Genomic DNA, 24,373 nt, shown 5'->3' with positions numbered 1-24,373 from the left:
ACCTCGACGCACTCCTACCGCCGATGAAATGGGACGCATGGGGAGACCCCGCGGCGGCCAAACCGCTGTCCGACGGGATCCGGTCGCTGCTGAAACAGGCTGTCGGACTGGATGATTCGGCCGAATCCGAACTACAACCGGATGACGTCCGGCTGCGCCCATCGGCGCTCTCAAAGGCCGACCGGGACGCGCTGGCCGCGATCGTCGGCGCCGAGTTCTGCCACACCGACGACCGCGATCGGCTGCTGCACGCCGGCGGCAAATCCACCCTCGACCTGCTGCGACGCAAGAACCCGGGGGCGCAGGACGCCCCAGACGCGATCCTGTTGCCCGGCGACGACGACGCCGTCGCCGCGGTCCTCGCCTATTGTTCGGAGCACGGCATCGCCGTCATCCCGTTCGGCGGCGGCACCAGCGTGACCGGCGGCCTCAATCCCACCCGCGGCCAGTTCACCGCGGTCGTCTCCCTCGATCTGCGCCGCTTCGACCGGCTCATCTCGCTCGACGAAGAATCCGGGCAGGCGGTCTTCGGGGCCGGCGTCACCGGCCCGGACGCCGAACGCCTGCTCGGCGAGCACGGCTTCTCGCTCGGCCATTTTCCGCAGAGCTTCGAATACGCCACGATCGGCGGCTTCGCGGCGACCCGATCCTCCGGCCAGGACTCGGCGGGCTACGGCCGGTTCAACGACATGGTGCGCGGGCTGCGGGTCATCACACCCGTCGGCACCTGGGACCTGGGCCGCGCTCCCGAATCGGCGGCCGGCCCCGACCTGCGCCAGCTGCTGATCGGGTCGGAGGGCACGCTGGGCGTCATCACGCAGGTGCGGCTGCGCGTGCACCGGAAGCCGGAAACCGTTGGTTACCAGGCGTGGTCGTTCCCCGACTTCGCGACCGGGGCGGCCGCGCTGCGCGCGGCCACGCAGAATGCCAGCGGCCCCACCGTCATTCGGCTCTCCGACGAGGTGGAGACCGGCATCAATCTCGCGACCACCGAGTCGATCGGCGAAAGCCAGATCACCGGCGGCTGCCTGGGCATCAGCGTGTTCGAGGGCACCACAGAACATGTCGAGAGCCGCCAGGCCGAGACCAGCGCACTGCTGGCGGCTCACGGCGGTACCCCGCTGGGCGAGGAACCGGCCCGGGCGTGGGAGCGGGGCCGCTTCGCCGCGCCGTATCTGCGCGACTCGCTGCTGTCCGCCGGCGCGTTGTGCGAGACGCTCGAAACCGCCACCGACTGGGCAGGAGTTCCCGCGCTCAAGGCCGCCGTCACCGAAGCGCTCACCACCGCGTTGGCCGAATCCGGCACACCGGCGCTGGTGATGTGCCACATTTCGCACGTGTACCCCACCGGCGCCTCCCTGTACTTCACGGTCGTCGCGGGGCAGCGCGGCAACCCGATCGAGCAGTGGCAGGCCGCCAAAAGCGCCGCGTCGGATGCGATCATGGCGACCGGCGGCACCATCACCCACCACCACGCCGTCGGCGCCGACCACCGGCCGTGGATGCAGGAGGAGATCGGCGAGCTGGGCGTGCAGGTGCTGCGGGCGGTCAAGGCGACGCTGGATCCGGCCGGAATCCTCAACCCGGGCAAGCTGATTCCGTGACCGCAAACCGTCCCGTGACGGGGCAACGTCAGCGGCGCGAGATCGGCAAGGTCACCGCGCTGACCAACCCCGCATCGGGACACGGCGCGGCCATTCGCGCCGCGCAGATCGCCATCACAAGGCTGCAGCACAAGGGCATCGAGGTCGTCGAGATCATCGGCGACGACGCCGAAGACGCGCGGTATCTCGCCGGCGCAGCCCTCGAAAGGGGCACCGACGCACTGATGGTCACCGGCGGCGACGGCGTCGTCTCCAACGCGCTGCAAGTCCTGGCGGGCACCGACGTTCCGCTGGGCATCATCCCGGCGGGCACCGGCAACGACCACGCCCGCGAATTCCGCATCCCGACAAAGGATCCCGAGGCCGCCGCCGACATCATCGTCGACGGCTGGTCGGAAACCGTTGACCTGGGCCGGATCCGCGACGACAAGGGCGTCAACAAGTGGTTCGGCACCGTGGCCGCCGCCGGCTTCGATTCGCTGGTGACCGACCGCGCCAACCGGATGCGCTGGCCGCACGGCAGGCTGCGCTACTACACCGCGATGATCGCCGAGCTGTCGCAACTGCGGCTGTTGCCGTACCGGATCGTCCTGGACGGCACCAAGGAGATCGACGCCGACATCACGCTTGCCGCCTTCGGCAACACCCGCAGTTACGGGGGTGGAATGCTGGTCTGCCCCAACGCCGATCCCACCGACGGCCTGCTCGATATCACCATGCTGACGGGCGCGTCGCGGACCAAACTGCTGCGCCTGTTTCCGACAGTGTTCAAGGGCACCCACGTCGACCTGGACGAGGTGACCACGGCCCGCGCCAGGTCGATCTACGTCGAGTCGCCCGGCATCAACGTCTACGCCGACGGCGATTTCGCCTGCGCGCTGCCCGCCGAGATCTACGCGGTACCCGCCGCGCTGCGCGTTCTCTGCCCGGCCCGGTCCCGGTGATGTAACACCGCATTCGCGAAATTCGACATGTGTGCAGGACTGCGTCATCGCAGCACGGCCGCTCCTCGAGGAGGAAAAGATGTCGAGACGCCGCAGGGCTGCGATCGTCGTCGCGGCGGTGGGTGGCTTGGTATGGCCTGCGCCCGGGGCGGTTGCCGCCGATCCGCTGTGGAACGGGCAGTACATGCTGACGCTGTCGGCCAACGCGAAGGTCGGCACCAGCACGGCCGCCAGCCAGCCGGAATACGCCCATCACTCCACCGTCTCCATCAGCTCGAAATGCTCGGCGGGCAGCTGCATCGCCACGGTGGACAATCCCCCGCCGCCCAAAAACGACTCCATGCCGCAGACCATCGAGTTCACCTGGAACGGTTCCCAGTGGGTGCGCCAGATGGCCTGGAAATGGGACTGTCTATTGCCCGACGGGACAACCGAATACGACCCCGCAAAGTCGGTGACCGCCTACACGCCGGGGGCGAACGGCGTCCTCACTGGCGTCTTCCACACCGATATCACCAGCGGCGCGTGTCAGGGCAACGTCGACATGCCGGTGACGGCCGCGCCGGTGCACCCGCCGACGGTGTGATCGTCGGGCCCTGGCCGCGGATCCGGGTTGGCGTTCCCCCGCGCTGATGTGATGCCGCCGGCCACCCCACGGCGCCCTCTTGCTGGCGTGTTGCGCTGCCAAATCCATCGGATGACATCGTTACGTCGCATGTGTATGAACGCGCCCGACCCTTCGACGATCTGCCCGACACGACCACTAGATGGTTTGGTGTCGCCCGAAGAATTCGTGGTCTTCGTTGTAACCGCCGTAACCGCTACCCAACTCGGAGTAGTGCGCGACGAACTCAATGCCCTTGAGCCACTTCACATGCCGGAAGCCGTGCTGCAATTCGTTGCGCAGCCGCAGCGGCGCTCCGTGGCCGTAGCTCACCGGTTCGCCGTTCATGTCGTAGGCCAGCATGGTCAGGTGGTTGCTCATCTGCTCGATCGGGTGCGCGACATAGTAGATTCCGCCGTCGGCGCCGGGGCCCAGTGAGTAGAACACCACCCATTTCGCCTCGGGCAGCGGTTTGACGATGTCCATGATCGTCTGCATCGACACACCGCCCCACTTGGCGACACCCGACCAGCCCTGGATGCAGAAGTGTTGGGTGATCTGCTCGTGGTACGGCAAGTCATGCAACTCGCCCAGCGTGAACTCCGTCGGGTTCTCGACGAGACCGTAGATTCGCAGCCGCCAATCCACGAAGTTGTTCCGCTCCAACTCCTTGTATTCAACGGTTTCCGGGTAGGTGCCGTTGTGCCAGAAGTACGGCGAGATGTCGTCTTCGGTGAACGCGCCCGGCTTCGGGTTGGTGTACTCGAACAGCCGCTGCAGCGGTCCGATGAGCGCGTAGCCGACCCGTTGCACCATCCGCGGGTGGCGATAGGTGAGCGGGGTGGCGGCCACCCAGCCGACAGCGACTACCACCATGGCAGCGGCGAAGATCCAGAATCCGACCCAGCTGTTGTCGTCGCGGGCGGCGAACATGTGGTTGAGGTTGCGCAACGCCTCGGTAGCGAAGACCAGCGTGACGTGGACGACGATGAAGAACAGGAAATACACCAGTACCAGGAAATGCAGCGAGCGTGCTGCCTGGATGCTCAACCGTTTACTGATCGCAGTGAGGCGCATCGACAGCGCAGGCGACATCCCCAGCCCGGTGATGACTGCGAGCGGTGCCGCAATGAAGACGGTGATGAAGTACGCCAGCAACTGCATGCCATTGTAGGCCACCCAGGTGCTGTCTGTCGGCCAGTCCAGCGACAGGTATTGGATCCCCACCGAGGCGGCGTTGGGAAAGACGTCCCAGCTGGTCGGCACGATGTGGCGCCACTGCCCGGTAGCGAACAACAGCACATAGAAGACCGCGCCGTTGAGCAGCCACAAGACGTCGACGCCGAGATGCCACCACCGCGCCAGCCCGATGGAATGGCGAATCCCCGGCAATCCCAACTGACCGGGCAGCCCAACCGAATCGTCCTTGGCGGTCCACAGCGGGTCGTCCGGCACCGGCTGTGCCACGCGGAGCCACTCGTCCTTGCCGGGCGTGGCGTTGCGGCTGAAGTACAGCCGCGGATGGTCGCACAGGATCTGAATCCCGGAGCGGATGATGAACATCATCAAGAACAAGTTGAAAAAGTGCGACCAGCCCACCCAGGCGGGGATGCCTGGGGCGACCCCGGAAGGCACGTGGGTACCGGGATAACGCTGGATGAATGCCTGCACCGCCGGCATGTTGTGCAGGCCTTTGCCCACGGCCACCGCCGCGACCAGCAGCGCGAATCCGATAGGAATCAGCCACAGTAGGTTGAACCACTTGTCACGACCTACCCGCAGTCGCGGCGCAATAGCTCGTTTGTCCTCCAAGCCGCCGGCCCAAGTCTCCGGGTTGACGATGTTCTCGGCAACGATCAGCTCAGTGCGATACCCCGCACCCTGGTGTCCGTTGCGGACGCCCTCGGTCCGCTTCGCCTCTTCACCGTCATCTGCCGGGGCAGTCACGGCGGCTCTGGACGAATCGATGTAGTCGTCAGCACCACTACTTTGGGCCTGCCGGGCGTCAAGTTCATTGTCGGCCATGCCGTCTCGTATCTGCTCAATTTTTACAAGTCTTCTTGGCTAAACTCTAGCCCATAACGTACCTGGTCCGTAAGGGCCGCGACGAGTGACTCGGCCCACGGGGCGGCGCGGCCAAGACCAGCCAGCTTCGTGTCGACCACCAGTAGTGGCTAGCCTGCCGAAACGCAGGCGAGACTCGAGCAGAGTGAGCAATATCGTCAACGTAACGAAGGAGCCCGTAATTCGTCGTCGTCGTCGTGACCTTCGGTGTGTGAATCGCTCGAATCGCACTGTGCCACAGTGCGCTAAGGAATCCGCAGGCGTCCACCGTCACCGGTCGCATTCGATCCCGTCGTATTGCGCGCGGTGTCTGGGCCAGAGCAGCGGCCGACGTTCTTGTCGTCTGCGACGGCGATAGTGGCCGTATCATTTCGCCCCGGTTGAATGGAACCCGCTTGATTTCTGATTACGCTGGCGATCAGTTCGGGATTGGGAGCCGCTCGTGATCAATTTGGACCGCATGGTGAATGTGCTGGGTAGCTATGGGGTCCGACTGCGTTGGTCCTCTGTGCCTAGGTCGACCGAACTGCGCAGCGTGGCGATCCACGAGGCTGCCGGAGGTCGCCCCGCGGTGGGCGATGTGTTGCTGGCAATTGGTGCTGGCTCGCTCAAAGAAGCGGTGCAATGGGCAGTCTCGGCGAGTGCTGTCGTGGTGTTGACGCGCGAAGGTGAGGAGCCGATAGCGTTCGACGGTGACGCCGTGCCCGGCGCGGTGATGGTGGTCGACGAGACGCTGTCGTGGAGCGAGCTGGCCGCGGTGGTCTACGGGCTGGTACTCGAAGGCCGCGAGACTGAATCCGGCCGCGGTCCAACGGATTTGTTCGCGCTGGCCGACAGTCTGGCGGATACGATCGGCAGCGCAGTGGTCATCCACGATCGACTGTTGCGCGTGCTGGCGTATTCGAGGCAGCAGCAGGACGCTGACCCGGCGCGGGTGGCGACAATCCTGGGACGACAAACACCACGGCAGCTGCGGACATTCTTCGAAGCTCGCGGGGTATTCGCCCACTTGGCGGTCTCTGACGCTCCACTGTTTGTCGCCGAGGACGCCGAGCATGGCGTTACTGGCCGCATGGTGGTGGCGGTTCGTTCGGGGCGAGAGGTCATCGGGTCGGTGTGGGTGGCCTGTCGGGCGCCGTTGGAAGGCGCCGCTCTCGACGCCTTGGCCGATGGCACGCATACGGTGGCCCTGCATCTGCTGCGGTCACGAGCCAGCGCGGACTTGGAGCGCCAGGTTGAGTCCGAGCTGTTGATCCGGTTGTTGGAGGGCACCGCTGACGCCGCCACCGTGGCCAGCCGACTCGGCCTGGCGCACAGCGGGTTGAGGGTGATCGCACTCCAAGCGTTTGCCGGTGCCGAACGCGACGCCCCTCTTCTGATGGCCTTCGAGCGTGCCACCACCGGGTTCGGGTGGTCACGTCCGGGCCGCAGCGCTTTGGCGGGCAACACCGTCTACACCGTGCTTCCTGGCGACCAGGCAGCGACGGCACGACGCTGGATCACCGGTTTGCAGGCAGCCATGCCCGAAGAGGTCACGGTGTTGGCCGGCATCAGCGGGGTGGCAGAGGTGGCGGACCTCGCCGCCGCCCGGCACGAGGCCGACGAGTGCCTCGCCCTTCATGAGATGACGTCTCGGCAGACACCTCCCGCCTACGACGAGTCGTGGGATGAAATCCTGCTGCAACGGTTGCGCACCGCGTCACGGTCAGGCCGGTCCCCAAATCGTGGACCCGTGGCCGAGCTACGCCGCCACGACCGCGCCAACGAGACCGATTACGTGGCGACATTGGGAGCGTGGCTGGAGGCCCAGGGCGACCCGGCCGAGGCCGGTCGGTGTTTGGGAGTACACGAAAACACGGTGCGCAACCGGCTGCGCAAGATGACCGAAATCACCAACCTGCCGTTGGACGACGCCAGAAAGCGCCTGGCCATGATGATTGAGCTCGCGGCCACAGACGACGATTAGCTGTACTAACCGTCGACGCTGTCGTAAGTCAACAAGGCACTGCAACGCCGTTGTCGAATTTCCGCAAGACGTGCCCGGCTCACCCGCGGGAAAATTGAGCCATAGCGACCCGTCGATAGGAATGGCCCGATGACTACCCCGCATCCCGCTTCTCACCGTCTTCCGGACCCCCCGGACGACGATGGTATTTGGGATGCCTTCACCGTGCGCTTGCCGCGGTGGCGATTTACGCGGCTGTTTAGCCTCAACCCGCTTGTGCGCTGGAGCGATCGGGTCGAGGCACTGGTTGTGGTGCTGGCAATGGCGATCGCGCTCGCTGCGGTGCCGATTGCGGCCGCCGTGGGCACTTCGGTGTACGACTCCCGCAGCCACCTCTACGCCGAGCAGGCCCAGAACAGTCACGTGGTACCTGCGACAATCACCGACCACAAGGTCGTCCACCGCGAATCGTTAGGCCCGATGGTCACCGTAATCGGCGAATGGTCTGCTGCCGGCAACGAGCATACCGGTCCAGTCTCGGCGCCTCCTGGAGTCAAAACTGGTGATGCGATTGACATTTGGGTAGACAGAGACGGCTCCCATGTCGGTCCGCCGCCCAGAACCGCCTACGACGAGGCAGTGGCGTTCGCATCACTGACCTGGTTGGGCCTGACGGCCGCGGCAGGCGTATTGGTCGCCGGCACCCGTGCTGCCCTTAACCGGACCCGCCACGCACGATGGCAAGATGATTTCGACAATCTCACCGGCAACTGCGACGGGCGAACCAACCGGCCCTAGCCCACTGCCGTTCTCGCCGTAGCAATTTCACTTTGCCGCGGCGTCCGGGGCGAGTGTGACGTTGCTGCCTCAAGCACCTTCGGGCGCTCACGTGCGATGCCCTGCGCCGGTCGCGGTATCGCAATCTCTCTCACGATCACGACGCAGCAGCGTTGTGGGGAACCGACAAGAGTCCACTGCGCCGTTGTCCGGTTGGGGCAAGCGGTCGGGCAGTCCCCCACGCCACCATGGGAATTGACAACCAGAGCTCAGCTACGGAGGTATGTGATGGTCGGCATCGAGAAGATTGACGGCGGACCGCGGTCGGCGATCGTGGTCGGTGCCGGCATCGTCGGATTGTCGACGGCGTGGTTCCTACAGGAACGCGGAGTCGACGTGACGGTGGTGGACCGCGCCGGCGTGGCCGCAGGCGCCTCCTGGGGCAACGGAGGGTGGATCGCCCCGGGGTTGACCCTCCCGCTGAACTCCCCGGCGGTGCTGCGCAACGCGCTTCGCGCGGGGTGGGATTCGGCCGCCCCCTTGCACATCCCGTTGATCGCAGACGCGGGACTCAGGGCCTTCCTGATCCAGTTCGCCGCCAACTGCCGACGATCGTCGTGGAAGCGGGCGATGCGGGCCAATGTAGGCCTGAACGAGGAATGCCTCGAAGCCTTCGACGTGCTCACCGCCAACGGGGTCGATGCACCAATGACCGACGCACCGGTCACCGCGGTGTTTCGCACCGCCCAGGAGGCGGAACGAACGATGACGCAGCTACACGAACTCGAAAAGGCCAGGCAGACAATATATGTCACCGCATTGTCGGGCGAGGCGTTACGCGAACAAGTACCCCTGGCGTCGCAGGCGGTCACCGCGGGGCTGAACATCAACGCGCAGCGCTTCGTCGACCCGCGACGCTTCGTGGAGGCCCTGGGGCGCTCAGTCGTGGTCCGCGGGGCGACGATCCGCAGGCTGGAAATCCGCGACGTACTCACCTCGGGCAGCGGGGTTACCGTGTACCCGCGCAACGGAAAAGCGCTGACCGCGGACGCCGCGGTGATCGCCACCGGCGCGCGGTTGTCGCAGCTGACGGACCGCTGGCTGCGCGTTCCGGTGCAGGCCGGTCACGGCTACTCGTTTACCGTGCCCGTGGACCGCCCGATACCCACCCCCATCTACCTGCCCGACGCGCGGGTGGCGTGCACGCCCTACAAGGGCGCAATCCGTGTTTCGGGCACCATGGAATTCCGACACCCCCACGAGCGGGTCATACCAGAGCGGGTGGAGGCCATCGTCGCCTCGGCCAGTCCCTTGTTGGACGGGGCGCGCTGGGCCGAGCGCGGCGACGTGTGGGTTGGCGCCTACCCGGTCACCCCCGATGGCCGCGCCCTGATCGGCGAGGTATCACCTGGCGTCTACGTCGCAGGCGGACACAGCATGTGGGGATTGGCACACGGCCCAATCACCGGGCGGCTGCTGGCCGAACAGATTACGACCGGCAAGCAACCCCAAGCCCTGCGCGAGTTCGATCCGCTACGCAGGAGCGGCCACTAGCGCTCCCCGATACCCGCGGATCCAGCTCGCACCGGAATTTGGCCCACCAAGGGCCCTGCTCGTCGTCAGTGGCGGCTGCCTGCTTTGGCCCGCCCCTGACGACACCCCTATCGAAACGAAAGGCATCAAAATGACCAGTGCACAACGCATCTGGATGACACAACACGACTACACACGACTGCACACCGAGCTTGCCACGCTGCGCTCGCGGCGCAGTATCGAAGTTCCCGACGACTTCATGGATTACGACGCGAATCTCACCGCGGGCTACTCAGCTCGACAGGCACGCGTCCGCGAGATTCAGGATCTGCTGACCAACGCGGTCGTCAGTGAGGACGCCGTCGGTGCCGGCATCGCCGAACCGGGCATGGTTCTTACCATCCGCTACGACGCCACCGGCGAGACCGAAACCTTCCTGCTCGGAAGGCGTTTCGGCGAAGGCGCCGACGTCACGGTCTACTCGACGCTGTCGCCGCTGGGCCACGCGATTGCCGGCGCACGTACCGGCGAGCAGCGCATCTACTGCATCCCCAACAAGAGCGGACAGCTGGTGACACTCCTCGAGGCCGTGCCCTACGAAATGCACGTCGCGAAAAACCCTCGACCGCAGTCGATCCACCGCGACGCAACCGTGACCGCGGCCGCGTCATGAAAGGAAGAGCCATGACCAGCGCGCAACGCGTGTGGATCTCGCCGCAGGCCTACGAGCGGCTACACGGGGAATTGGCCACGCTTCGTGAGTTGTGTACCGCTGCAGCTGCCGGCGGTGATGCCGACGAAAACAGCGACGCTCTCCGACAATGGTGGCAGGCACGGATCCAACAGATTCATGATGTGTTGGTCGATGCCGCCGTGGGTAAGGACCCACCCGACGACGGGATCGCCGAACCCGGCATGGTTTTGACCATCCGCTACGACGACACCGGGGACATCGAAACCTTCCTACTCGGTGTGCGCGGCGCCGAATACGGCGACATGGAGGTCTACTCCATCCAATCGCCGTTGGGCGCCGCGGTCGCGGGCGCGCGCCCCGGCGAACGACGGACCTACCTGCTGCCCGGTGGCGCCGCACTCACGGTCACGCTGCTCGACGCCGTGCCCTATGGCATGCACGCGAAAGCGCGGGGACGTAGCGAGGCGATCGCATGATGTATGACCTCATCGACCCAGTGGGGATGATGTTTCTCATGCTCGCGCTGTTGGGCCTCATCATGGCCGTCGTATATGGGCGAGATAGGCACCTATGACCAAAATCAGTCCATGCCGCCGCCCGGCGAAACCGCCAGTCGCTTAGCCGACGCCGCGGCTCAGCCAGGTCACTTCGCCTGCCTCGCCGCCGTCACGGTAGACCTCGAGCGCGTCGTCCCACGCCGTCCCGAGCACCGAGTCCAGCTCGGCCGCCAGCGTGTCGGCGCCCTGGGCCATCATCGAGCGCAGGCGCATCTCCCCGACCATGATGTCGCCGTTCGCGCTCATCGACCCGCTCCACAGCCCCAGCTGCGGGGTGTGGCTGAACCGCTGGCCGTCGACTCCCGGGCTGGGGTCCTCGGTGACCTCGAACCGCAGCACCGACCAGGAGCGCAGGGCGTTGGCCAACTGCGCCCCGGTGCCCACCGGCCCGACCCAGTTGGTGACGGCGCGCAGCTGCCCGGGCATGGCCGGCTGCGGCGTCCACACCAAGTTCGCCTTCGACTTCAGGGTCGACGACAGCGCCCACTCGACATGTGGGCAAACCGCCGCTGGCGAGGCGTGCACGTACACCACGCCCGCCGTTACGTCGGCGAATTGATTCGACGTGCGCATCTGCTGCTCCTTCGGTTCCGCGAGGGACGTCTTCCCCAACGACCTGGCGAACCCGGTGAGCAGAGTGCTGCATGAAGTTTTTGTGTCCTGCGTGTCTATTGTGCCCTGTGATACCCGTGTTGCGCTAGTGCTGGATGCCTATTTGCTGTATTGGAGAAGCACCGAGTCGCTGAGGGCCGGCCACGGCTGCAGCGCCCAATCGCCGAAATCGCGATCCGTGAGCACCACTAAGGCCAGGTCCGCCCCGGGATCTGCCCAGATGAAGCCCCCTGCCTGGCCGAAATGACCGTAGCTGCGCGCCGAATTCCGCGCGCCCGTCCAGTGCGGCGACTTGGAGTCCCTGATCTCGAAACCCAGACCCCAGTCGTTGGGCCGCTGCACGCCGTATCCGGGCAGTACGCCGTCCAGCCCGGGGAATTGCACGGTCGTCGCCTCGGCGTGCAGCTGCGCCGATACGGTCGTCGGCCGCAGCAGGTCACCGGCGAAGACGGCCAGGTCGGTCACCGTCGAGGTCGCGCCGAAGCCGGCGTCTGCCGCGCCGCCGTCCAGCCGGGTCGCCGCCAGCCCCAGCGGCTCGCACACCGCCTCGGTGACGTAGCGGCCGAACTCGATGCCCGATTCCCGCTCGATCGTCTGGGCCAGCACGGTGAAGCCGTAGTTGGAGTAGACGCGGCGGGCCCCCGGAAACGCCAGCACGTGATCGTCGTGCATCGCCAGCCCCGACGCGTGCGCGAGCAAGTGGCGAATCGTCGACCCGGGCGGGCCGGCCTCGGTGTCCAGCTCGACGACGCCCTCCTCGATGGCGATGTGCGCGGCGCGGGCCACCAAAAGCTTGGTCACCGAGGCGAGCGTGAACACCCGCGCGGTGTCGCCGTGAATGGCCAGCACGCCGCCGGGCCCGACCACCGCGGCGGCGGCATTGGCCACGGGCCAATCGTCGAGAGCGTCGAGTGCGGCCACCTAATCAGTGGTTGAGGCGGTAGCGGCGGACTTGCACATGACCCCTGACCCGGACCTCGACTTCGGCTCCGGCCCCGACTTCTTTCACGATGAAGGTGTGAAGATCGCCCAACGGGCTGACAAGCACCTCTCCGACTCGCTGCTCGACGTACCACTGCACGCCCGGCTGATCACACGGGGGCTTCGAGGCCCTGCCTTCTTCGACGTACCACTTAACATCCGGGTCGTTGGAGGGGAACTCGATGTTGTCGCCCCGCTGGATGTCCTCTGCGCGAATGGCGTCGTAGCCCTTGGAACCCATCAGTGGCGTCACTTCGTCGCGATGTAGTAGGCGTTGATCGGGTCGGACTCGATCTCGGCCATCCGCACGTCGTCGAAGCCGGCGTCGGCCAGCATCGAGGTGGCCAGCTGCGTTCCCCAGGCCGTGCCGAGCCCGGCGCCGTCGAGCGCCAGCGACACCGTCATGCAATGCATCAGCGAGACCGTGTAGAGGTAGGTGCTCATCGGAACGTCGACGTTTTCCTCGAGCCGGCTCGATGCCCGGATGTCGGCCATCAGGAAGACGCCTCCCGGCCGCAGCGCGCGATGGATGTTTTCCAGCACCCGCGCCGGCTGGGCCTGGTCGTGGATGGCGTCGAACACGGTGATGACGTCGTAGGCCTCGGTCTTGTCCATGTCGGTCAGGTTGTGCGCCTCGAAGGAAGCGTTGGTCAGCCCGAGGCGGCCCGCCTCGGCGATGCCGGTCGCGATGGCCTCATCGGAAAAGTCGATGCCGGTGAACTTGCTCGCCGGAAACGCCTGCGCCATCACGTTGATCGCGTGCCCGCTGCCGCAGCCGAAGTCGGCCAGCTCCGCGCCGGCGCGCAGTCGCTCCGGCAGGCCCGCGACCAACGGCAGCACGACATCGACGAGCGCGATGTCGAACACCGCGGCGCTCTGCTCGGCCATCAGCGCGTGGAAGCGCTTGAATTCGCTGTACGGCAGCCCGCCGCCCTCGCGGAAGCAGCCGATGATTTTCTGCTCGACCTCGCCGAGCTGCGGCAGGAACAGCGACACCAGGGCCAGGTTGTGCGGCCCGGCGGCGCGGGTGAGCAGCGCGGCGCGATGGGCGGGCAACGAGTAGGTTCCGGGACCGGCGTCGTACTCGACGACGTGCCCGGTCGTCATGCCGCCCAACCACTCCCGCACATAGCGCTCGTTGAGGCCGGCGGCGTCGGCGATCTGCGCGCTGGTGGCCGGCCCGAGTCCGGCCATGGTGTCCAGCAGACCGGTCTGGTGCCCGATGCTCAGCAGGATCGCGAGGCTCGCGCCGTCGATCGCCGCGATCATTCGTCCGGCGAAGTCTTCGGTGGTCTCCAAAGCCGTCACGCTCTCGGACGCTACACCCGGTTGTCGACGCGCCGGTTGACGAAGGCCGATGGGTGGACAGGCCGCCGGGAGATGTATGGCGGCAAACAGTAGGTTGTAGGCCATGAGTCAGACAGTGCGCGGAGTGATTTCACGCAAGAAGGGCCAGCCGGTCGAATTGGTCGACATCGTCGTCCCCGACCCCGGACCCGGCGAAGCCCTGGTCGACATCATCGCCTGCGGGGTGTGTCACACCGACCTGACGTACCGCGAGGGCGGCATCAACGACGAGTACCCCTTCCTACTCGGCCACGAGGCCGCCGGCACGGTCGAGGCGGTCGGCCCGGGCGTGACGTCGGTGGCGCCGGGCGACTTCGTAATCCTCAACTGGCGCGCGGTGTGCGGCCAGTGCCGGGCCTGCAAGCGCGGCAGGCCGCACCTGTGCTTCGACACGTTCAATGCCGAGCAGAAGATGACGCTGACCGACGGCACCGAGCTCACGCCCGCGCTGGGCATCGGGGCGTTCGCCGACAAGACGCTGGTGGCCGCCGGCCAGTGCACCAAGGTCAACCCCGAGGCCGACCCGGCGGTGGCCGGCCTGCTGGGCTGCGGCGTGATGGCGGGCATCGGCGCCGCGATCAACACCGGCGCCATCGACCGCAGCGACACCGTCGCGGTGATCGGTTGCGGCGGTGTGGGTGACGCCGCGATCGCGGGGGCCGCGCTGGTCGGTGCCCGGCGGATCATCGCCGTCGACACCGACAACACCAAGCTGGAGTGGGCGCGCAAGTTCGGCGCCACCCACACCGTCAACAGCGCCGAACTCGCCGCCGGAAAAGACCTCGTGGAAACGATCCAGGACCTCACCGACGGGTTCGGAGTCGACGTGGTGATCGACGCGGTCGGCCGGCCCGAGACCTGGAAGCAGGCCTTCTACGCCCGCGACCTCGCCGGGACCGTGGTGCTGGTGGGCGTGCCGACGCGGGACATGAAGCTGGAGATGCCGTTGGTCGACTTCTTCTCCCGCGGCGGAACGTTGAAGTCGTCGTGGTACGGCGACTGCCTGCCCGAACGCGACTTCCCCACGCTGATCGACCTGTACCTGCAGGGCCGGCTTCCGCTGGAGAAGTTTGTCTCCGAGCGGATCGGGCTAGACGGCATCGAGGAGGCGTTCGACAAGATGCATGACGGCAAGGTCCTTCGCTCGGTAGTGGTGCTGTAGATGGTCGACATCGATCGCGTGGTCACCCACGGCACCTTCGAACTCGACGGTGGCAGTTGGGAAGTCGACAACAACATCTGGCTCATCGGCGACAATTCGAATGTCGTGGTCTTCGACGCCGCACACGACGCGGCGCCGATCATCGAGGCGGTGGACGGCCGCCACGTGGTAGCGGTGGTGTGCACACACGGCCACAACGACCACGTCACGGTGGCGCCCGAGCTCGGCAAGGCACTCGACGCGCCGGTGCTGTTGCACCCCGCCGACGAAGTGCTGTGGCGAATGACTCATCCGGACAACGATTTTCGCGCCATCTCCGACGAGCAGACCGTGAAGATCGCCGGCACCGAACTGACCGCGATCCACACCCCGGGTCACTCCCCCGGATCGGTGTGCTGGTACGTGCACGACCTGGGCGTCGTGTTCAGCGGCGACACCCTGTTCGCCGGCGGCCCCGGCGCGACGGGTCGCTCGTACTCCGACTTCCCGACGATTCTGCAGTCGATCTCCGAGCGGCTCGGCAAGCTGCCCGGCGAGACCGTCGTGCACACCGGCCACGGGGACAGCACGGTCATCGGTGAGGAGATCGTCCACTACGAGGAGTGGGTCGCGCGCGGGCACTGACGCCTCAGTACCCCTGCAGGATCCGGCGCTTCTCGGTCTGAAACTCGTCGTCGGTCAGCGCGCCGGAATCCCGAAGCGCCGCCAGGGTTTTCAACCGCTCGAGGCGGATGCCTTCGTCGGTGGGCTCGTGCGCCGCGACGGGCGCCGGCGGTGCCACGGGTACCACCGGCACGGCCGGCCACGTCCCCTGAACGACCGCCGTCGCCGCCCGGCGCCGGGTGCGGGCCAACCACCGCCCCGACACAATCGAAACGGCAAGCGCCACAACGAATACAGCTACGAAGATCCAGATCAGATACCCCAACGAGCTGGAGTGGCCGAAGGCCAGCCTCGGCTGGATGAAACCGTTGACCTGGCCATCCGTGGTGATGTTGTAGTTTCCCTCGGCCGGAATCTGGGCCACCCACACCCGTACGTGGGAGTCGTTGTTGACCGTCGTTGTGCTGCCGATGTTTTCCGTCATCGCCGGTTGCGCGACGCCGTCTGGCGGGGTGATCGTGACGCCCAGCGGCGGAACGGGCAGCCCGCCGTTGGGGCTGCCGATCACGACGGCGTGCAGGCTGATGGTGACCTCGCCGCGGGGTAGGTGCAGGCTGCTCGAACCCGGGATCGCCACCTCGCCGTAGGCGTTGTAGTCGTCCAGGAAAAATGCGTTGAGCACCAGCGCGACGACGAAGCCGGCGACCGACAGCACCATCGTGACGACGGCCGCGGCCAGCGACGCCTTGGCGACCCGTCTGCTCCTCATCTCCGGAGTGTGTCACCGCTAGTGACCCGGTGCCACCGAAAGAGCACACTGATACGCATGGCAAATGATCTCGTGGCCAGCGTGCCCGACCTGTCCGGCAAGCTGGCGGTTATCACCGGGGCCAACAGCGGTCTGGGGTTCGGGCTCGCCCGGCGACTTTCAGCGGCGGGCGCCGACGTCGTGATGGCGATCCGCAACAAGTCCAAGGGTGAGCGGGCGATCGAGGAAATACGCGCGACGGTTCCCGAAGCGAAGCTGACCATCAAGTCGCTGGACTTGTCGTCGCTGGCCTCGGTCGCGGCGCTGGGCGAACAGCTCAACGCCGAGGGCCGCCCCATCGACATCCTGATCAACAACGCCGGTGTCATGACGCCGCCGGAACGCGACACCACCGCCGACGGCTTCGAATTGCAGTTCGGCAGTAACCATCTCGGCCATTTCGCGCTCACCGCACACCTGCTGCCGCTGCTGCGCGCCGCCCAGGGCGCCCGCGTCGTCTCGCTGAGCAGCCTCGCGGCCAGCCAGAGCGGCAAGATCCACTTCGACGACCTGCAATTCGAGAAGTCGTACGCGCCGATGTCGGCCTACGGCCAGTCGAAGATCGCGGTGCTGATGTTCGCCCGCGAACTCGACAAGCGCAGCCGCTCCGGCGGGTGGGGCATCCTGTCCAACGCCGCACACCCCGGCCTGACCAAGACCAACCTGCAGAGCTCCGGACCGTCCTATGGCCGGGAAAAGCCGGCGCTGATGGAGCGGCTGTACAAGGCGTCGTGGCGTCTCACGCCGTTCCTGTGGCAGGAGATCGACGAGGGGATCCTGCCCGCCCTATATGCCGCGGCCACGCCGCGGGCCGAGGGCGGCGAGTTCTACGGGCCGCGCGGCTTCATGGAGATGGCCGGCGGCGGGGTGAAAGTCGCCCGCACGCCGGCGCGTGCCCGCGACGACGACGACTGCCGGCGCCTCTGGGACATCTCCGAGCAACTCACCGGCGTCAGTTTCCCGGCGCCCGGCTGACTTTTCGGTCCGTCAAAGAGAGTTTCGACACATCACCCCAACGGGTAACCGTCGCGAATAGCGCTGCGACAAGGGGGTAGGTGCATGACGGTGCAGGATGATAAAGCAGCTGGTCAGACCGAGGAAGACGGCGGCAACAAGGACGAGGGGCGGGCTGACGGCAGCACGAGCGAGAAGCCGGAGCCGGACGAGGACGACAAGAAGGCCGCCGCGGAAATGATGAGCGCCTTCGAGGAGCGGCCCACCGTGGTGCTGCCCGGCTCGGGGGGCGCCGTCTCGGGTACGGCGGTCAACGATTGGCTCGACGAGGACGGCAAGCCGAAGTTCAACAACGAAGTCGAGGGCGTCAATTCGGACGACGGGCCGAGCGACGAGGACAAGCAGGCCCAGATCGAAAAGGACATGGCCCTGAACGACGAACTCCGCAAGGCCGCGGCCGAAGACGACAAGGGCGAGAAGCGCTAACGGCCAAATCCGGGAATTGCCAAGCTGATTCCGGGAATGTGCGGGATGGGCGGAATCGCCGGGATCGGGACACGTGGCGGTAGCGGCGGCGCCGGCGGAAGCTGAGGCACCGGCGGCGGCGCTGGAGCCTGCGGCACCGGGGCCTGCGGCACGTCCGCAGGCGCATCCGCCGGTGGGCCCGAATCCGCCGGTTGAGCGGGCGCCACCTGGGGCGCCGGCGGCACGGATTGAACGGCCGGCGCCGGGTTCACCGATGCGGGCTGCGGAACTCCGGCGGGTGCCGGAGCGGCGGGCGTGCTCACGTTGGGCATCGGGGTCGTGGCGGGTTTACCGTCGGAGAATCCGATCGCCACGGCGATGCCGACCAGCAACACCGCTACCGCCGTCCCGATAACCACCATCCCGGGCAGCCGCTGCCACGGAAGGATCGCATTCTTTTTCTTCTCCGGACGCGGCTGGGCGTGGTCCGCGAAGTTCAGCGCCGGGCGCGCCGACGTGTATCCCGACCTGCCGGCGGCGGGGGTGCCGCGCGAATCGTCGTCGGCCTCCGACCATGCCAGCGCCGGCATCATGCTCGAAACCGGCCCGGCGTCCCCGATGTCGGTCCGTGCGGACTTGCCCTCGTCCACGATCGGCGGCGCCACCGGTGCCGGTGGCACAACCGGCACCGCCGCCCCGTGCGGCGCGGCCGGAGTCAGGGCCGTGGCGGTGGTATCGCCGGGGCCCCGCGCGGCGCGCAACGCCGCGCCGATCGCCGCGGCCAGTTGCGGACGGGGCGTTGTGACGACCGGGACGCGGAAATGTCCCGACAGCATGGTGGTGACCGCGGGGATGTGCGCCCCACCGCCCACCGAGACCACCGCGACGAGGTCGCGAATTCCGTTGCGCAACAACGTTTCATCCAGTACGGACACGAAGTTGCCCAGCGAGTCGCGGATCGCGTCGTCGAGTTCGTTTCTGGTGAGCCGGATGTCGCCGTCCACGCCGGGCAACTCCTCGGGCAGCGTGGTCACCGTGCTCGACGAGAGCTGCTCCTTGGCGACGCGGCAGCCGGCCCGCAGCCGGCTCAGCGAGCCGATCGCCGACGTTCCGGATGGATCGAATCCCCCGGTGCTCGGCACGTTTGCCATCACGGCCGTCAGCAGGGCCTGGTCGATCAGATCGCCGGAGAAGTCCTGGTGCCGCACGGTCGGGGCCAATGGCTGGTAGTCGCCGGCGGCGTCCATCAGCGTGATGCTCGTTCCGCTGCCGCCGAAGTCGCACACCGCGACGGTCCCGCGCGCGGGTATGCCCGGGTTGGCCCGCACGGCGAACAGCGTCGCCGCGGCGTCCGGAATCAGGGTGATCGGCCGCGCCGGGTCCGACCATTCGGACACTCCGCTCAGCGCGGATCCCAGCGCCTCCACCGCGGCGGGCCCCCAGTGCGAGGGGTGGGTGACGGCGATGTTCGCGGGCAGGGCGCTGCCTCCGGTCGCCGCGTAGGCCAGCGAACGCAGGCCATTGGCCAGCAGCACCTCACTGCGGTGTACCGAGCCGTCGGCCGCCACGATTCCGATCGGGTCGCCGACGCGGTCGACGAATCCGGTGATCACCAGGCCCGGCTCGTCCAGCCTGGGGTTCTCTGACGGCACGCCGACCTCGAGCGGACGTTGCTGATACAGCGTCAGGACGGGCTTGCGGACAACGGCGCTGTCCGCGGTGACGGCGGCCAGGTTGGTGGCGCCAATCGTGAGGCCCAGCGCGGGCGTAGCTCCGTCTGCCATCGGTCCAATCCCTGTTGTCCGGCGGAATGCCCCCGCATCCGCCAACCATAGATTCTGCCGCCTATACCTATAGCCACTCTCTGCCCCGCCTATGCGCCCGCTGTGTAAAGATTCGGCCGCATTTTGCCGCTGATTACCGGATGTTGCCGGCCCCGGCGATCAGCGGAAGGTCGAGCGGGGTGACCCAGCCCGGCCGCAGGTCGTTGACGGCCGGCACGGCGTTCAGCGCCCGCAGGCCGGTCGCCAGGCACCCGGCCGCGGCGGCGTCCCGGCCGGAGCCGTCGGTGAACCGGAACGCGGTCTCCTGGAAGATGCTCGGCGTTCCCTCGATGTCGACGCGGTAGACGTCGTTGTCGTGGCCCGTCGGCCAGTCGGGGGCGGCGTCCAGGCCGATGCGGTTGACGTGCTCGAGCTGGATACGCGTCTCGCCCTTGTAGACACCGTTGATGGTGAAGCGGACCGCCGCGACGTGCCCGGGTTTGATGACCCCCCTTGCGGAGTTGCGCTCCGTCGGAGTCACCCACTTGTCCCACGTCGTCGTCATCTCGTCGAGCATGATCCCGGCCGCGTGCGCGATCATCGGGACTGTGCCGCCCCACGCGAAGATCAGCATGTCGCGGTCTTCGAGCATCGGCTTGAATTCGGGCTCGCGGCCGATGCCCATCTCGAATTCGTAGTCGCCCTCGTAGTTGGTGTAGTCGAGCAGTTCCGACGCGCGCACTTTCCGGATGTCGGAACACAGGCCCATCAACGTCATCGGGAACATGTCGTTGGCGAAGCCAGGGTCGATGCCGGTGGTGAAGCAGGACGACTCACCCAGCTCGCAGGCTTCGGTGATCGGCTCGATCCAGTTCGGCGGGTTCATGTGCATCGTCGGCCACACCCAGGGCGTCATCGCAGTCGAGCACACGTCGATGCCGGCCCGCAGGAAAGCGGTGATCAGCTTGATGTTCTCCTTGGCGTGCATCGCCGTCGGGCCGTAATGCACCAGGGCGTCCGGCTTCAGGGCGATCAGCGCGTCGATGTCGTCGGTGGCGACGACGCCCACCTTCTCGGACATCCCGCAGATCTCACCGACGTCGCGGCCGACCTTGTCCGGGTTGCTGACCCCGACGCCCACCAACTCGAACAGCGGATGCTTGACGATCTCGGGAATCACCATTTTGCCCACAAAGCCGGTGCCGAAGACCACCACACGCTTTGACCCGCTACCCGACATACTCACCCTTCCGATCGTCAGCCCCCCGCCTCACATTAAGCGTGCGGGTCGGTGACCTCTAGCACCCCGTCCCGCTAGGTGACACGATGCAAACTATGACGAAGCATCTCGGCGGTCCCGCGCTCCTGCTCGCGATTGGTGTCGGATTCGCAAACGCGTGCGGGGTGGCACACGCGGACAGGTTCCCGACGGTCCTCTACGAGGTCAACGGTCCCGCGGTGGCCACCTACATCTCGTACCAAACCGACACCGGCCAGCAACACCAGGCCAACGCGCCGCTGCCGTGGAAGACGCAGTTCACCGCCTTCGGCGGCCAGGTGTTCGTCATCAGCGCGCAGGGCCCGGGCCCGATCTCCTGCAAGATCACCATCGACGGCAACGTGGTCAGCAATGCGACAGCAACCGTTGGCACGCCCGCGAGAACGGCCTGTACGCACTGATTCCGGTCTAGGCTCGTCGATGTCACCTCTTCATCGTCGAAGGAGATCTAGGTGAGCCTCGAGACAGGCATTCCGACGCGACCGAACGGGACACCGCCGCCCGAGATTCCGCTTGCTGAGATCCAATTTCAGTCGCTCGACTTCTGGGTGCGCAACGACGACGTCCGCGACGCCGCGTTCGCCACCCTGCGCCGGGAAGCCCCGATTTCGTTCTGGCCGGCGATCGAGATGGAGGGGTTTGAATCCGGCGGTGGGTACTGGGCACTGACCAAGCTCGACGACGTCCACTTCGCCAGTCGTCACCCCGACATCTTCAGCTCCGCCGGTGGCATCACGATCGCCGAGCAGACGCCGGAGTTGGCCGAGTACTTCGGATCGATGATCGTGCTGGACGACCCGCGACACCAGCGGCTGCGCTCGATCGTCAGCAGGGCCTTCACCCCGAAAGTGGTTGCCCGCATTGAGAATTCGGTGCGGGAGCGGGCGCACCGGTTGGTCACCTCGCTGAAGGCCAACCATCCCGACGGCGAGGCCGACCTGGTGACCGAGCTCGCCGGGCCGCTGCCGCTGCAGGTCATCTGCGACATGATGGGAATCCCCGAGGAGGATCATCAACGAATCTTCCACTGGACCAACGTGATTCTCGGGTTCGGCGATCCCGATCTGACACTGGACTTCGAAGAGTTCATGCAGGTTTCGATCGACATCGGCGCCTACGCCGCCGCGCTGGCCGAGGACCGCCGGTCCAACCACCACGACGACCTGACCTCGGCTCTGGTGGAGGCCGAGGTCGACGGCGACCGGCTCAGCTCCCAGGAGATCGCGTCGTTCTTCATCCTGCTGGTGGTGGCGGGCAACGAAACCACGCGCAACGCGATCAGCCACGGCGTGCTGGCCCTGTCCCGCTTCCCCGAACAACGGGAGAAGTGGTGGGCCAACTTCGACGAGCTGACACCCACCGCCGTCGAGGAGATCGTGCGATGGGCGTCCCCGGTGATCTACATGCGGCGCACTCTGACTCGCGACTTCGAGTTGAGCGGAGTCAAGATGGCGGCCGGCGACAAGGCCGCGCTGTACTACAACTCGGCCAACCGCGACGAATCACGGTTCGACAATCCTTGGGCGTTCGACGTCGCCCGCGACCCCAATCCGCATCTCGGCTTCGGCGGCGGTGGCGCGCACTTCTGCCTGGGCGCCAATCTGGCTCGCCGCGAGATCCGGGTCGTCTTCGACGAATTGCGCCGCGAGATCCCCGACATCACCGTCACCGGCAAGCCGGCGCGCCTGCTGTCGCAGTTCATTCACGGCATCAAGCGGCTGCCGGTCTCCTGGTCCTGCTAGCGCATGCGCTAGCGGGATTACGCTGAGCACGTGACCATCCCCGCGTTTCCCGCTCCCGAGGTGCTGGCCGCGCGCCAGAAGCTCGTGCTCGACCACTTTCACGACGAGGTCCGCCAGGACTGGGACGACGTGCTGTCGACGTTCCCGCACCCGCATTACGAGCTGATCCCGCAGCTGGTCATCCACGACGGAAACGACGCGGTGCGTGGCTACTACAACTACACCCGCACGGCGTTTCCCGATCAGGACCACGAGATCATCGCGCTGCGGCACAGCGCCGACGCCGTGATCGTCGAGTTCTGGTTGATGGGTACGCACCGGGGCTTCCTCGGCAAGGTTCCGCCCACCGGCAGCCGGTTCCGGGTCCGGATGAACGCGTATTTCGTGTTTGACGACACCGAAACGCTTGTCTGCGAACGCATTTACTTCGACACCCTGACCATGATCAAACAGCTGCTGGGTGGCCTGGACCTGAAGAAGCCGTCGAACTGGCTGCTGGCGGCGCGCGCCGTCAAAGGGCTGCTGTCAATGTCATCGGAAAAGCCGGACCTGGCCCTGCTGAATACGGTGCCGCCGGCGCTCAACGGGGGCTAAACTCCCCCGCTCAGCGACATTTCGAGGAGGCCGCCATGCGGATGCGAAGCCTTCAGGCGGTCTGCGGCCTGGCAGCGGTCGCAGTGCTGAGCGGGGCCAACGCCACGGCGGCGCCGCCGCTCGGCTCACACACCGAGAAGTGGATCAACCTCCAGGTCGGCGATTGCGTGGCCGACCTGCCGCCCGCCGACCTCAGCCGGGTGACGGTCACCATTGTCGACTGCAGCACAGCGCATTTGGCCGAGGTCTACCTGCGCGCACCGATGGCCGTGGACACCGCCATTGCCAACGTCGCCAACCGCGACTGCACCGCGGGACTCGCGCCGTACACGGGCAAAACCCTTGACAGCGGCCAGTTTTCCATCAACTATCTCATCGACTCGAACCAGGATCGCACCGCGGCCAACCCGCTGCCCAGCACGCTGATCTGCCTGCTGCAGGCAGGCAACGGCCAGCCGCTGACGGGGTCCGCGCACCGCTGACACGTCAGCAGCCGAGCTGCTGCGCAAGGTCGAGGAAGTCGGCTGCGTTGACGTCGAATTCGTCCGAGTAGGCCACGTCCACCTCACCGTCGACTCCGAATTCCAGCGGGCGCGCGACGAACGCCGTCCGGAAGCCGAGAGCGCCGGCCGCACGGATGTCGTACTTGTGGCTTGCCACCATCATGATCTCGCCGGCATCGAGGCCGAGGTAGGTCGCGGCCATCCGGTAGATCGCCGGGTCGGGCTTGAACACCCCCGCCATCTCCGCGGCGAAGACGGCATCCCATGGCAATTCGGCCCGCTTGGAGATGTTGACGACGGCGCATACGTCGGCGTTCGACAGCGTGGCCAACGTGTACCGGTCCTTCAGCCGCGTCAGCCCGGCCACCACGTCGGGCCACGGCCGCAGGCGCTGCCAGGCCAACGTGAGTTCCTCGCGCTCGGCGACTGAAAATCCCGCGAGGCCATGCTCGTCCAACACGGCGTCCAGCGCGTCGCGGTAGACCGAGTGCACCGAGACCCACCCGTCGGCACGCCCGGACGCCGCCTCCAGCGCCGCGAAGTAAGCCGCCCGCCAACGCCGCACCACGTCGGGCCAATTGGCATCGGGGTGCCGGCCGGCGCCGATCCGCCGCGCCTCGTCGCAGACCGTCGAAAAGAAATCCGTCGCCGTCCCCTGCACATCGAACAACAGCGCCTTAACCACAACGTTCAACGTTCATCATGACGCCGCGCCGGGAACGGGGCATGGCGGGTGGCGCGGTTAGTTAACATCATGTCCGTCGCAACGCTTGCCCTGATACGCCGTGCGAGGTGGCCCGTGACCGATCACATCAGGACGTCTGCGGACGAAACTGGC

General features: G+C 66.7%; 25 protein-coding genes. 16 read left to right on the top strand and 9 right to left on the bottom strand.

Features of this window, described 5'->3' with window-relative positions:
• The first annotated feature begins 23 nt into the window (after positions 1-23).
• The 3 genes from MRAB57_RS20150 (at position 24) to MRAB57_RS20140 (ending at position 3,134) form a co-directional block, all read left to right on the top strand.
• Positions 24-1,604, top strand: coding sequence for an FAD-binding oxidoreductase (locus tag MRAB57_RS20150; protein WP_108638114.1), 1,581 nt, complete (start codon positions 24-26; stop codon positions 1,602-1,604).
• 14 nt (positions 1,605-1,618) lie between these two features.
• Positions 1,619-2,548, top strand: a complete 930-nt coding sequence (locus tag MRAB57_RS20145) for a diacylglycerol kinase (RefSeq protein ID WP_077090718.1) — start codon at positions 1,619-1,621, stop codon at positions 2,546-2,548.
• Positions 2,549-2,627: 79 nt separating this feature from the next.
• The gene (locus tag MRAB57_RS20140; RefSeq protein WP_108638113.1) at positions 2,628-3,134 is read left to right on the top strand and encodes an Rv2253 family sensor-like surface protein; all 507 of its coding nucleotides are present in this window, start codon (positions 2,628-2,630) and stop codon (positions 3,132-3,134) included.
• 177 nt (positions 3,135-3,311) lie between these two features.
• On the opposite strand, the gene MRAB57_RS20135 is transcribed toward MRAB57_RS20140, so the two are convergent.
• Positions 3,312-5,177 carry a molybdopterin-dependent oxidoreductase gene (locus MRAB57_RS20135; protein WP_083743473.1) on the bottom strand — a complete coding sequence of 622 codons (1,866 nt, stop codon included), beginning with the start codon at positions 5,175-5,177 and terminating at the stop codon, positions 3,312-3,314.
• Positions 5,178-5,658: 481 nt separating this feature from the next.
• On the opposite strand from MRAB57_RS20135, the gene MRAB57_RS20130 reads away from it, so the two are divergent.
• From MRAB57_RS20130 to MRAB57_RS20110, 5 genes are all read left to right on the top strand, one after another.
• Positions 5,659-7,182 carry a PucR family transcriptional regulator gene (locus MRAB57_RS20130; RefSeq protein WP_077088910.1) on the top strand — a complete coding sequence of 508 codons (1,524 nt, stop codon included), beginning with the start codon at positions 5,659-5,661 and terminating at the stop codon, positions 7,180-7,182.
• Positions 7,183-7,311: 129 nt separating this feature from the next.
• Positions 7,312-7,959: an Rv1733c family protein gene (locus MRAB57_RS20125; protein ID WP_077088909.1), complete on the top strand. Its 648-nt coding sequence runs from the start codon at positions 7,312-7,314 to the stop codon at positions 7,957-7,959.
• Between the two features lie 267 nt (positions 7,960-8,226).
• A complete protein-coding gene (locus MRAB57_RS20120; protein WP_077088908.1) occupies positions 8,227-9,492 on the top strand; it encodes an NAD(P)/FAD-dependent oxidoreductase in 1,266 nt (421 codons plus the stop codon).
• Between the two features lie 130 nt (positions 9,493-9,622).
• Complete coding sequence (locus tag MRAB57_RS20115; protein WP_077088907.1) at positions 9,623-10,144, top strand: GreA/GreB family elongation factor; 522 nt, start codon at positions 9,623-9,625, stop codon at positions 10,142-10,144.
• Between the two features lie 11 nt (positions 10,145-10,155).
• Positions 10,156-10,641 (top strand): GreA/GreB family elongation factor, encoded by a 486-nt coding sequence (locus tag MRAB57_RS20110; RefSeq protein ID WP_077088906.1) that lies wholly within the window; start codon positions 10,156-10,158, stop codon positions 10,639-10,641.
• Positions 10,642-10,782: 141 nt separating this feature from the next.
• Here the strand turns inward: MRAB57_RS20110 and MRAB57_RS20105 are convergent, their stop codons facing one another.
• The 4 genes from MRAB57_RS20105 to MRAB57_RS20090 all read right to left on the bottom strand — a co-directional run bounded on the left by MRAB57_RS20105 (position 10,783) and on the right by MRAB57_RS20090 (position 13,584).
• The gene (locus MRAB57_RS20105) at positions 10,783-11,295 is read right to left on the bottom strand and encodes a DUF3145 domain-containing protein (protein ID WP_077090715.1); all 513 of its coding nucleotides are present in this window, start codon (positions 11,293-11,295) and stop codon (positions 10,783-10,785) included.
• A 138-nt stretch (positions 11,296-11,433) separates the two neighbouring features.
• Positions 11,434-12,255 carry a serine hydrolase domain-containing protein gene (locus MRAB57_RS20100; RefSeq protein ID WP_077088905.1) on the bottom strand — a complete coding sequence of 274 codons (822 nt, stop codon included), beginning with the start codon at positions 12,253-12,255 and terminating at the stop codon, positions 11,434-11,436.
• A gap of 4 nt (positions 12,256-12,259) precedes the next feature.
• The gene (locus MRAB57_RS20095; protein ID WP_157900644.1) at positions 12,260-12,568 is read right to left on the bottom strand and encodes a hypothetical protein; all 309 of its coding nucleotides are present in this window, start codon (positions 12,566-12,568) and stop codon (positions 12,260-12,262) included.
• On the bottom strand, positions 12,565-13,584 hold the full coding sequence (locus MRAB57_RS20090) for a class I SAM-dependent methyltransferase (protein WP_108638112.1): 1,020 nt from the start codon (positions 13,582-13,584) through the stop codon (positions 12,565-12,567). The genes MRAB57_RS20095 and MRAB57_RS20090 overlap by 4 nt, the downstream gene beginning before the upstream one ends.
• Before the next feature lie 142 nt (positions 13,585-13,726).
• Between MRAB57_RS20090 and MRAB57_RS20085 the strand changes: the two genes are divergently transcribed.
• The gene (locus MRAB57_RS20085) at positions 13,727-14,824 is read left to right on the top strand and encodes an S-(hydroxymethyl)mycothiol dehydrogenase (protein WP_077088902.1); all 1,098 of its coding nucleotides are present in this window, start codon (positions 13,727-13,729) and stop codon (positions 14,822-14,824) included.
• Complete coding sequence (locus MRAB57_RS20080; RefSeq protein ID WP_077088901.1) at positions 14,825-15,448, top strand: MBL fold metallo-hydrolase; 624 nt, start codon at positions 14,825-14,827, stop codon at positions 15,446-15,448.
• A gap of 4 nt (positions 15,449-15,452) precedes the next feature.
• Here MRAB57_RS20080 and MRAB57_RS20075 read toward each other — a convergent pair whose 3' ends face one another.
• The gene (locus tag MRAB57_RS20075) at positions 15,453-16,196 is read right to left on the bottom strand and encodes an SHOCT domain-containing protein (protein ID WP_077088900.1); all 744 of its coding nucleotides are present in this window, start codon (positions 16,194-16,196) and stop codon (positions 15,453-15,455) included.
• 57 nt (positions 16,197-16,253) lie between these two features.
• Between MRAB57_RS20075 and MRAB57_RS20070 the strand changes: the two genes are divergently transcribed.
• Both MRAB57_RS20070 and MRAB57_RS20065 read left to right on the top strand, forming a co-directional pair.
• Positions 16,254-17,210 (top strand): SDR family oxidoreductase, encoded by a 957-nt coding sequence (locus MRAB57_RS20070; protein WP_077088899.1) that lies wholly within the window; start codon positions 16,254-16,256, stop codon positions 17,208-17,210.
• An 84-nt stretch (positions 17,211-17,294) separates the two neighbouring features.
• Positions 17,295-17,675, top strand: coding sequence for a hypothetical protein (locus tag MRAB57_RS20065; protein ID WP_077088898.1), 381 nt, complete (start codon positions 17,295-17,297; stop codon positions 17,673-17,675).
• Here the strand turns inward: MRAB57_RS20065 and MRAB57_RS20060 are convergent.
• On the bottom strand, positions 17,672-19,438 hold the full coding sequence (locus MRAB57_RS20060) for an Hsp70 family protein (protein WP_077088897.1): 1,767 nt from the start codon (positions 19,436-19,438) through the stop codon (positions 17,672-17,674). The two genes, MRAB57_RS20065 and MRAB57_RS20060, sit on opposite strands and share 4 nt — an antisense overlap.
• Before the next feature lie 133 nt (positions 19,439-19,571).
• Positions 19,572-20,657, bottom strand: a complete 1,086-nt coding sequence (locus tag MRAB57_RS20055) for an NAD(P)H-dependent amine dehydrogenase family protein (protein WP_077088896.1) — start codon at positions 20,655-20,657, stop codon at positions 19,572-19,574.
• 95 nt (positions 20,658-20,752) lie between these two features.
• Here MRAB57_RS20055 and MRAB57_RS20050 point away from each other — a divergent pair, with 95 nt between their 5' ends.
• From MRAB57_RS20050 to MRAB57_RS20035, 4 genes are read left to right on the top strand one after another with little or no spacing between them, the layout of a single operon-like run.
• A complete protein-coding gene (locus tag MRAB57_RS20050; RefSeq protein WP_173813951.1) occupies positions 20,753-21,097 on the top strand; it encodes an MmpS family transport accessory protein in 345 nt (114 codons plus the stop codon).
• Between the two features lie 51 nt (positions 21,098-21,148).
• A complete protein-coding gene (locus MRAB57_RS20045) occupies positions 21,149-22,438 on the top strand; it encodes a cytochrome P450 (RefSeq protein WP_077088894.1) in 1,290 nt (429 codons plus the stop codon).
• Positions 22,439-22,468: 30 nt separating this feature from the next.
• On the top strand, positions 22,469-23,032 hold the full coding sequence (locus MRAB57_RS20040; RefSeq protein ID WP_077088893.1) for an ester cyclase: 564 nt from the start codon (positions 22,469-22,471) through the stop codon (positions 23,030-23,032).
• Between the two features lie 35 nt (positions 23,033-23,067).
• Positions 23,068-23,514 carry a hypothetical protein gene (locus MRAB57_RS20035; protein WP_077088892.1) on the top strand — a complete coding sequence of 149 codons (447 nt, stop codon included), beginning with the start codon at positions 23,068-23,070 and terminating at the stop codon, positions 23,512-23,514.
• Positions 23,515-23,518: 4 nt separating this feature from the next.
• On the opposite strand, the gene MRAB57_RS20030 is transcribed toward MRAB57_RS20035, so the two are convergent.
• On the bottom strand, positions 23,519-24,229 hold the full coding sequence (locus MRAB57_RS20030) for a haloacid dehalogenase type II (RefSeq protein WP_077088891.1): 711 nt from the start codon (positions 24,227-24,229) through the stop codon (positions 23,519-23,521).
• Positions 24,230-24,373: the final 144 nt, after the last annotated feature.

It is taken from the genome of Mycobacterium rhizamassiliense, assembly GCF_900157375.1.
Taxonomy (GTDB): domain Bacteria; phylum Actinomycetota; class Actinomycetes; order Mycobacteriales; family Mycobacteriaceae; genus Mycobacterium; species Mycobacterium rhizamassiliense.
This window is presented reverse-complemented; position numbering and strand designations above follow the sequence as displayed.

What these genes read in the sequence shown, in the direction of transcription:
- MRAB57_RS20090 (WP_108638112.1), bottom strand. Translation starts at nt 13,584, where the DNA reads ATGATCGCGGCGATCGACGGCGCGAGCCTCGCGATCCTGCTGAGCATC.
- MRAB57_RS20135 (WP_083743473.1), bottom strand. Translation starts at nt 5,177, where the DNA reads ATGGCCGACAATGAACTTGACGCCCGGCAGGCCCAAAGTAGTGGTGCT.
- MRAB57_RS20060 (WP_077088897.1), bottom strand. Translation starts at nt 19,438, where the DNA reads ATGGCAGACGGAGCTACGCCCGCGCTGGGCCTCACGATTGGCGCCACC.
- MRAB57_RS20085 (WP_077088902.1), top strand. Translation starts at nt 13,727, where the DNA reads ATGAGTCAGACAGTGCGCGGAGTGATTTCACGCAAGAAGGGCCAGCCG.
- MRAB57_RS20075 (WP_077088900.1), bottom strand. Translation starts at nt 16,196, where the DNA reads ATGAGGAGCAGACGGGTCGCCAAGGCGTCGCTGGCCGCGGCCGTCGTC.
- MRAB57_RS20120 (WP_077088908.1), top strand. Translation starts at nt 8,227, where the DNA reads ATGGTCGGCATCGAGAAGATTGACGGCGGACCGCGGTCGGCGATCGTG.
- MRAB57_RS20140 (WP_108638113.1), top strand. Translation starts at nt 2,628, where the DNA reads ATGTCGAGACGCCGCAGGGCTGCGATCGTCGTCGCGGCGGTGGGTGGC.
- MRAB57_RS20070 (WP_077088899.1), top strand. Translation starts at nt 16,254, where the DNA reads ATGGCAAATGATCTCGTGGCCAGCGTGCCCGACCTGTCCGGCAAGCTG.
- MRAB57_RS20050 (WP_173813951.1), top strand. Translation starts at nt 20,753, where the DNA reads ATGACGAAGCATCTCGGCGGTCCCGCGCTCCTGCTCGCGATTGGTGTC.
- MRAB57_RS20080 (WP_077088901.1), top strand. Translation starts at nt 14,825, where the DNA reads ATGGTCGACATCGATCGCGTGGTCACCCACGGCACCTTCGAACTCGAC.
- MRAB57_RS20055 (WP_077088896.1), bottom strand. Translation starts at nt 20,657, where the DNA reads ATGTCGGGTAGCGGGTCAAAGCGTGTGGTGGTCTTCGGCACCGGCTTT.
- MRAB57_RS20035 (WP_077088892.1), top strand. Translation starts at nt 23,068, where the DNA reads ATGCGGATGCGAAGCCTTCAGGCGGTCTGCGGCCTGGCAGCGGTCGCA.
- MRAB57_RS20105 (WP_077090715.1), bottom strand. Translation starts at nt 11,295, where the DNA reads ATGCGCACGTCGAATCAATTCGCCGACGTAACGGCGGGCGTGGTGTAC.
- MRAB57_RS20110 (WP_077088906.1), top strand. Translation starts at nt 10,156, where the DNA reads ATGACCAGCGCGCAACGCGTGTGGATCTCGCCGCAGGCCTACGAGCGG.
- MRAB57_RS20150 (WP_108638114.1), top strand. Translation starts at nt 24, where the DNA reads ATGAAATGGGACGCATGGGGAGACCCCGCGGCGGCCAAACCGCTGTCC.
- MRAB57_RS20125 (WP_077088909.1), top strand. Translation starts at nt 7,312, where the DNA reads ATGACTACCCCGCATCCCGCTTCTCACCGTCTTCCGGACCCCCCGGAC.
- MRAB57_RS20115 (WP_077088907.1), top strand. Translation starts at nt 9,623, where the DNA reads ATGACCAGTGCACAACGCATCTGGATGACACAACACGACTACACACGA.
- MRAB57_RS20065 (WP_077088898.1), top strand. Translation starts at nt 17,295, where the DNA reads ATGACGGTGCAGGATGATAAAGCAGCTGGTCAGACCGAGGAAGACGGC.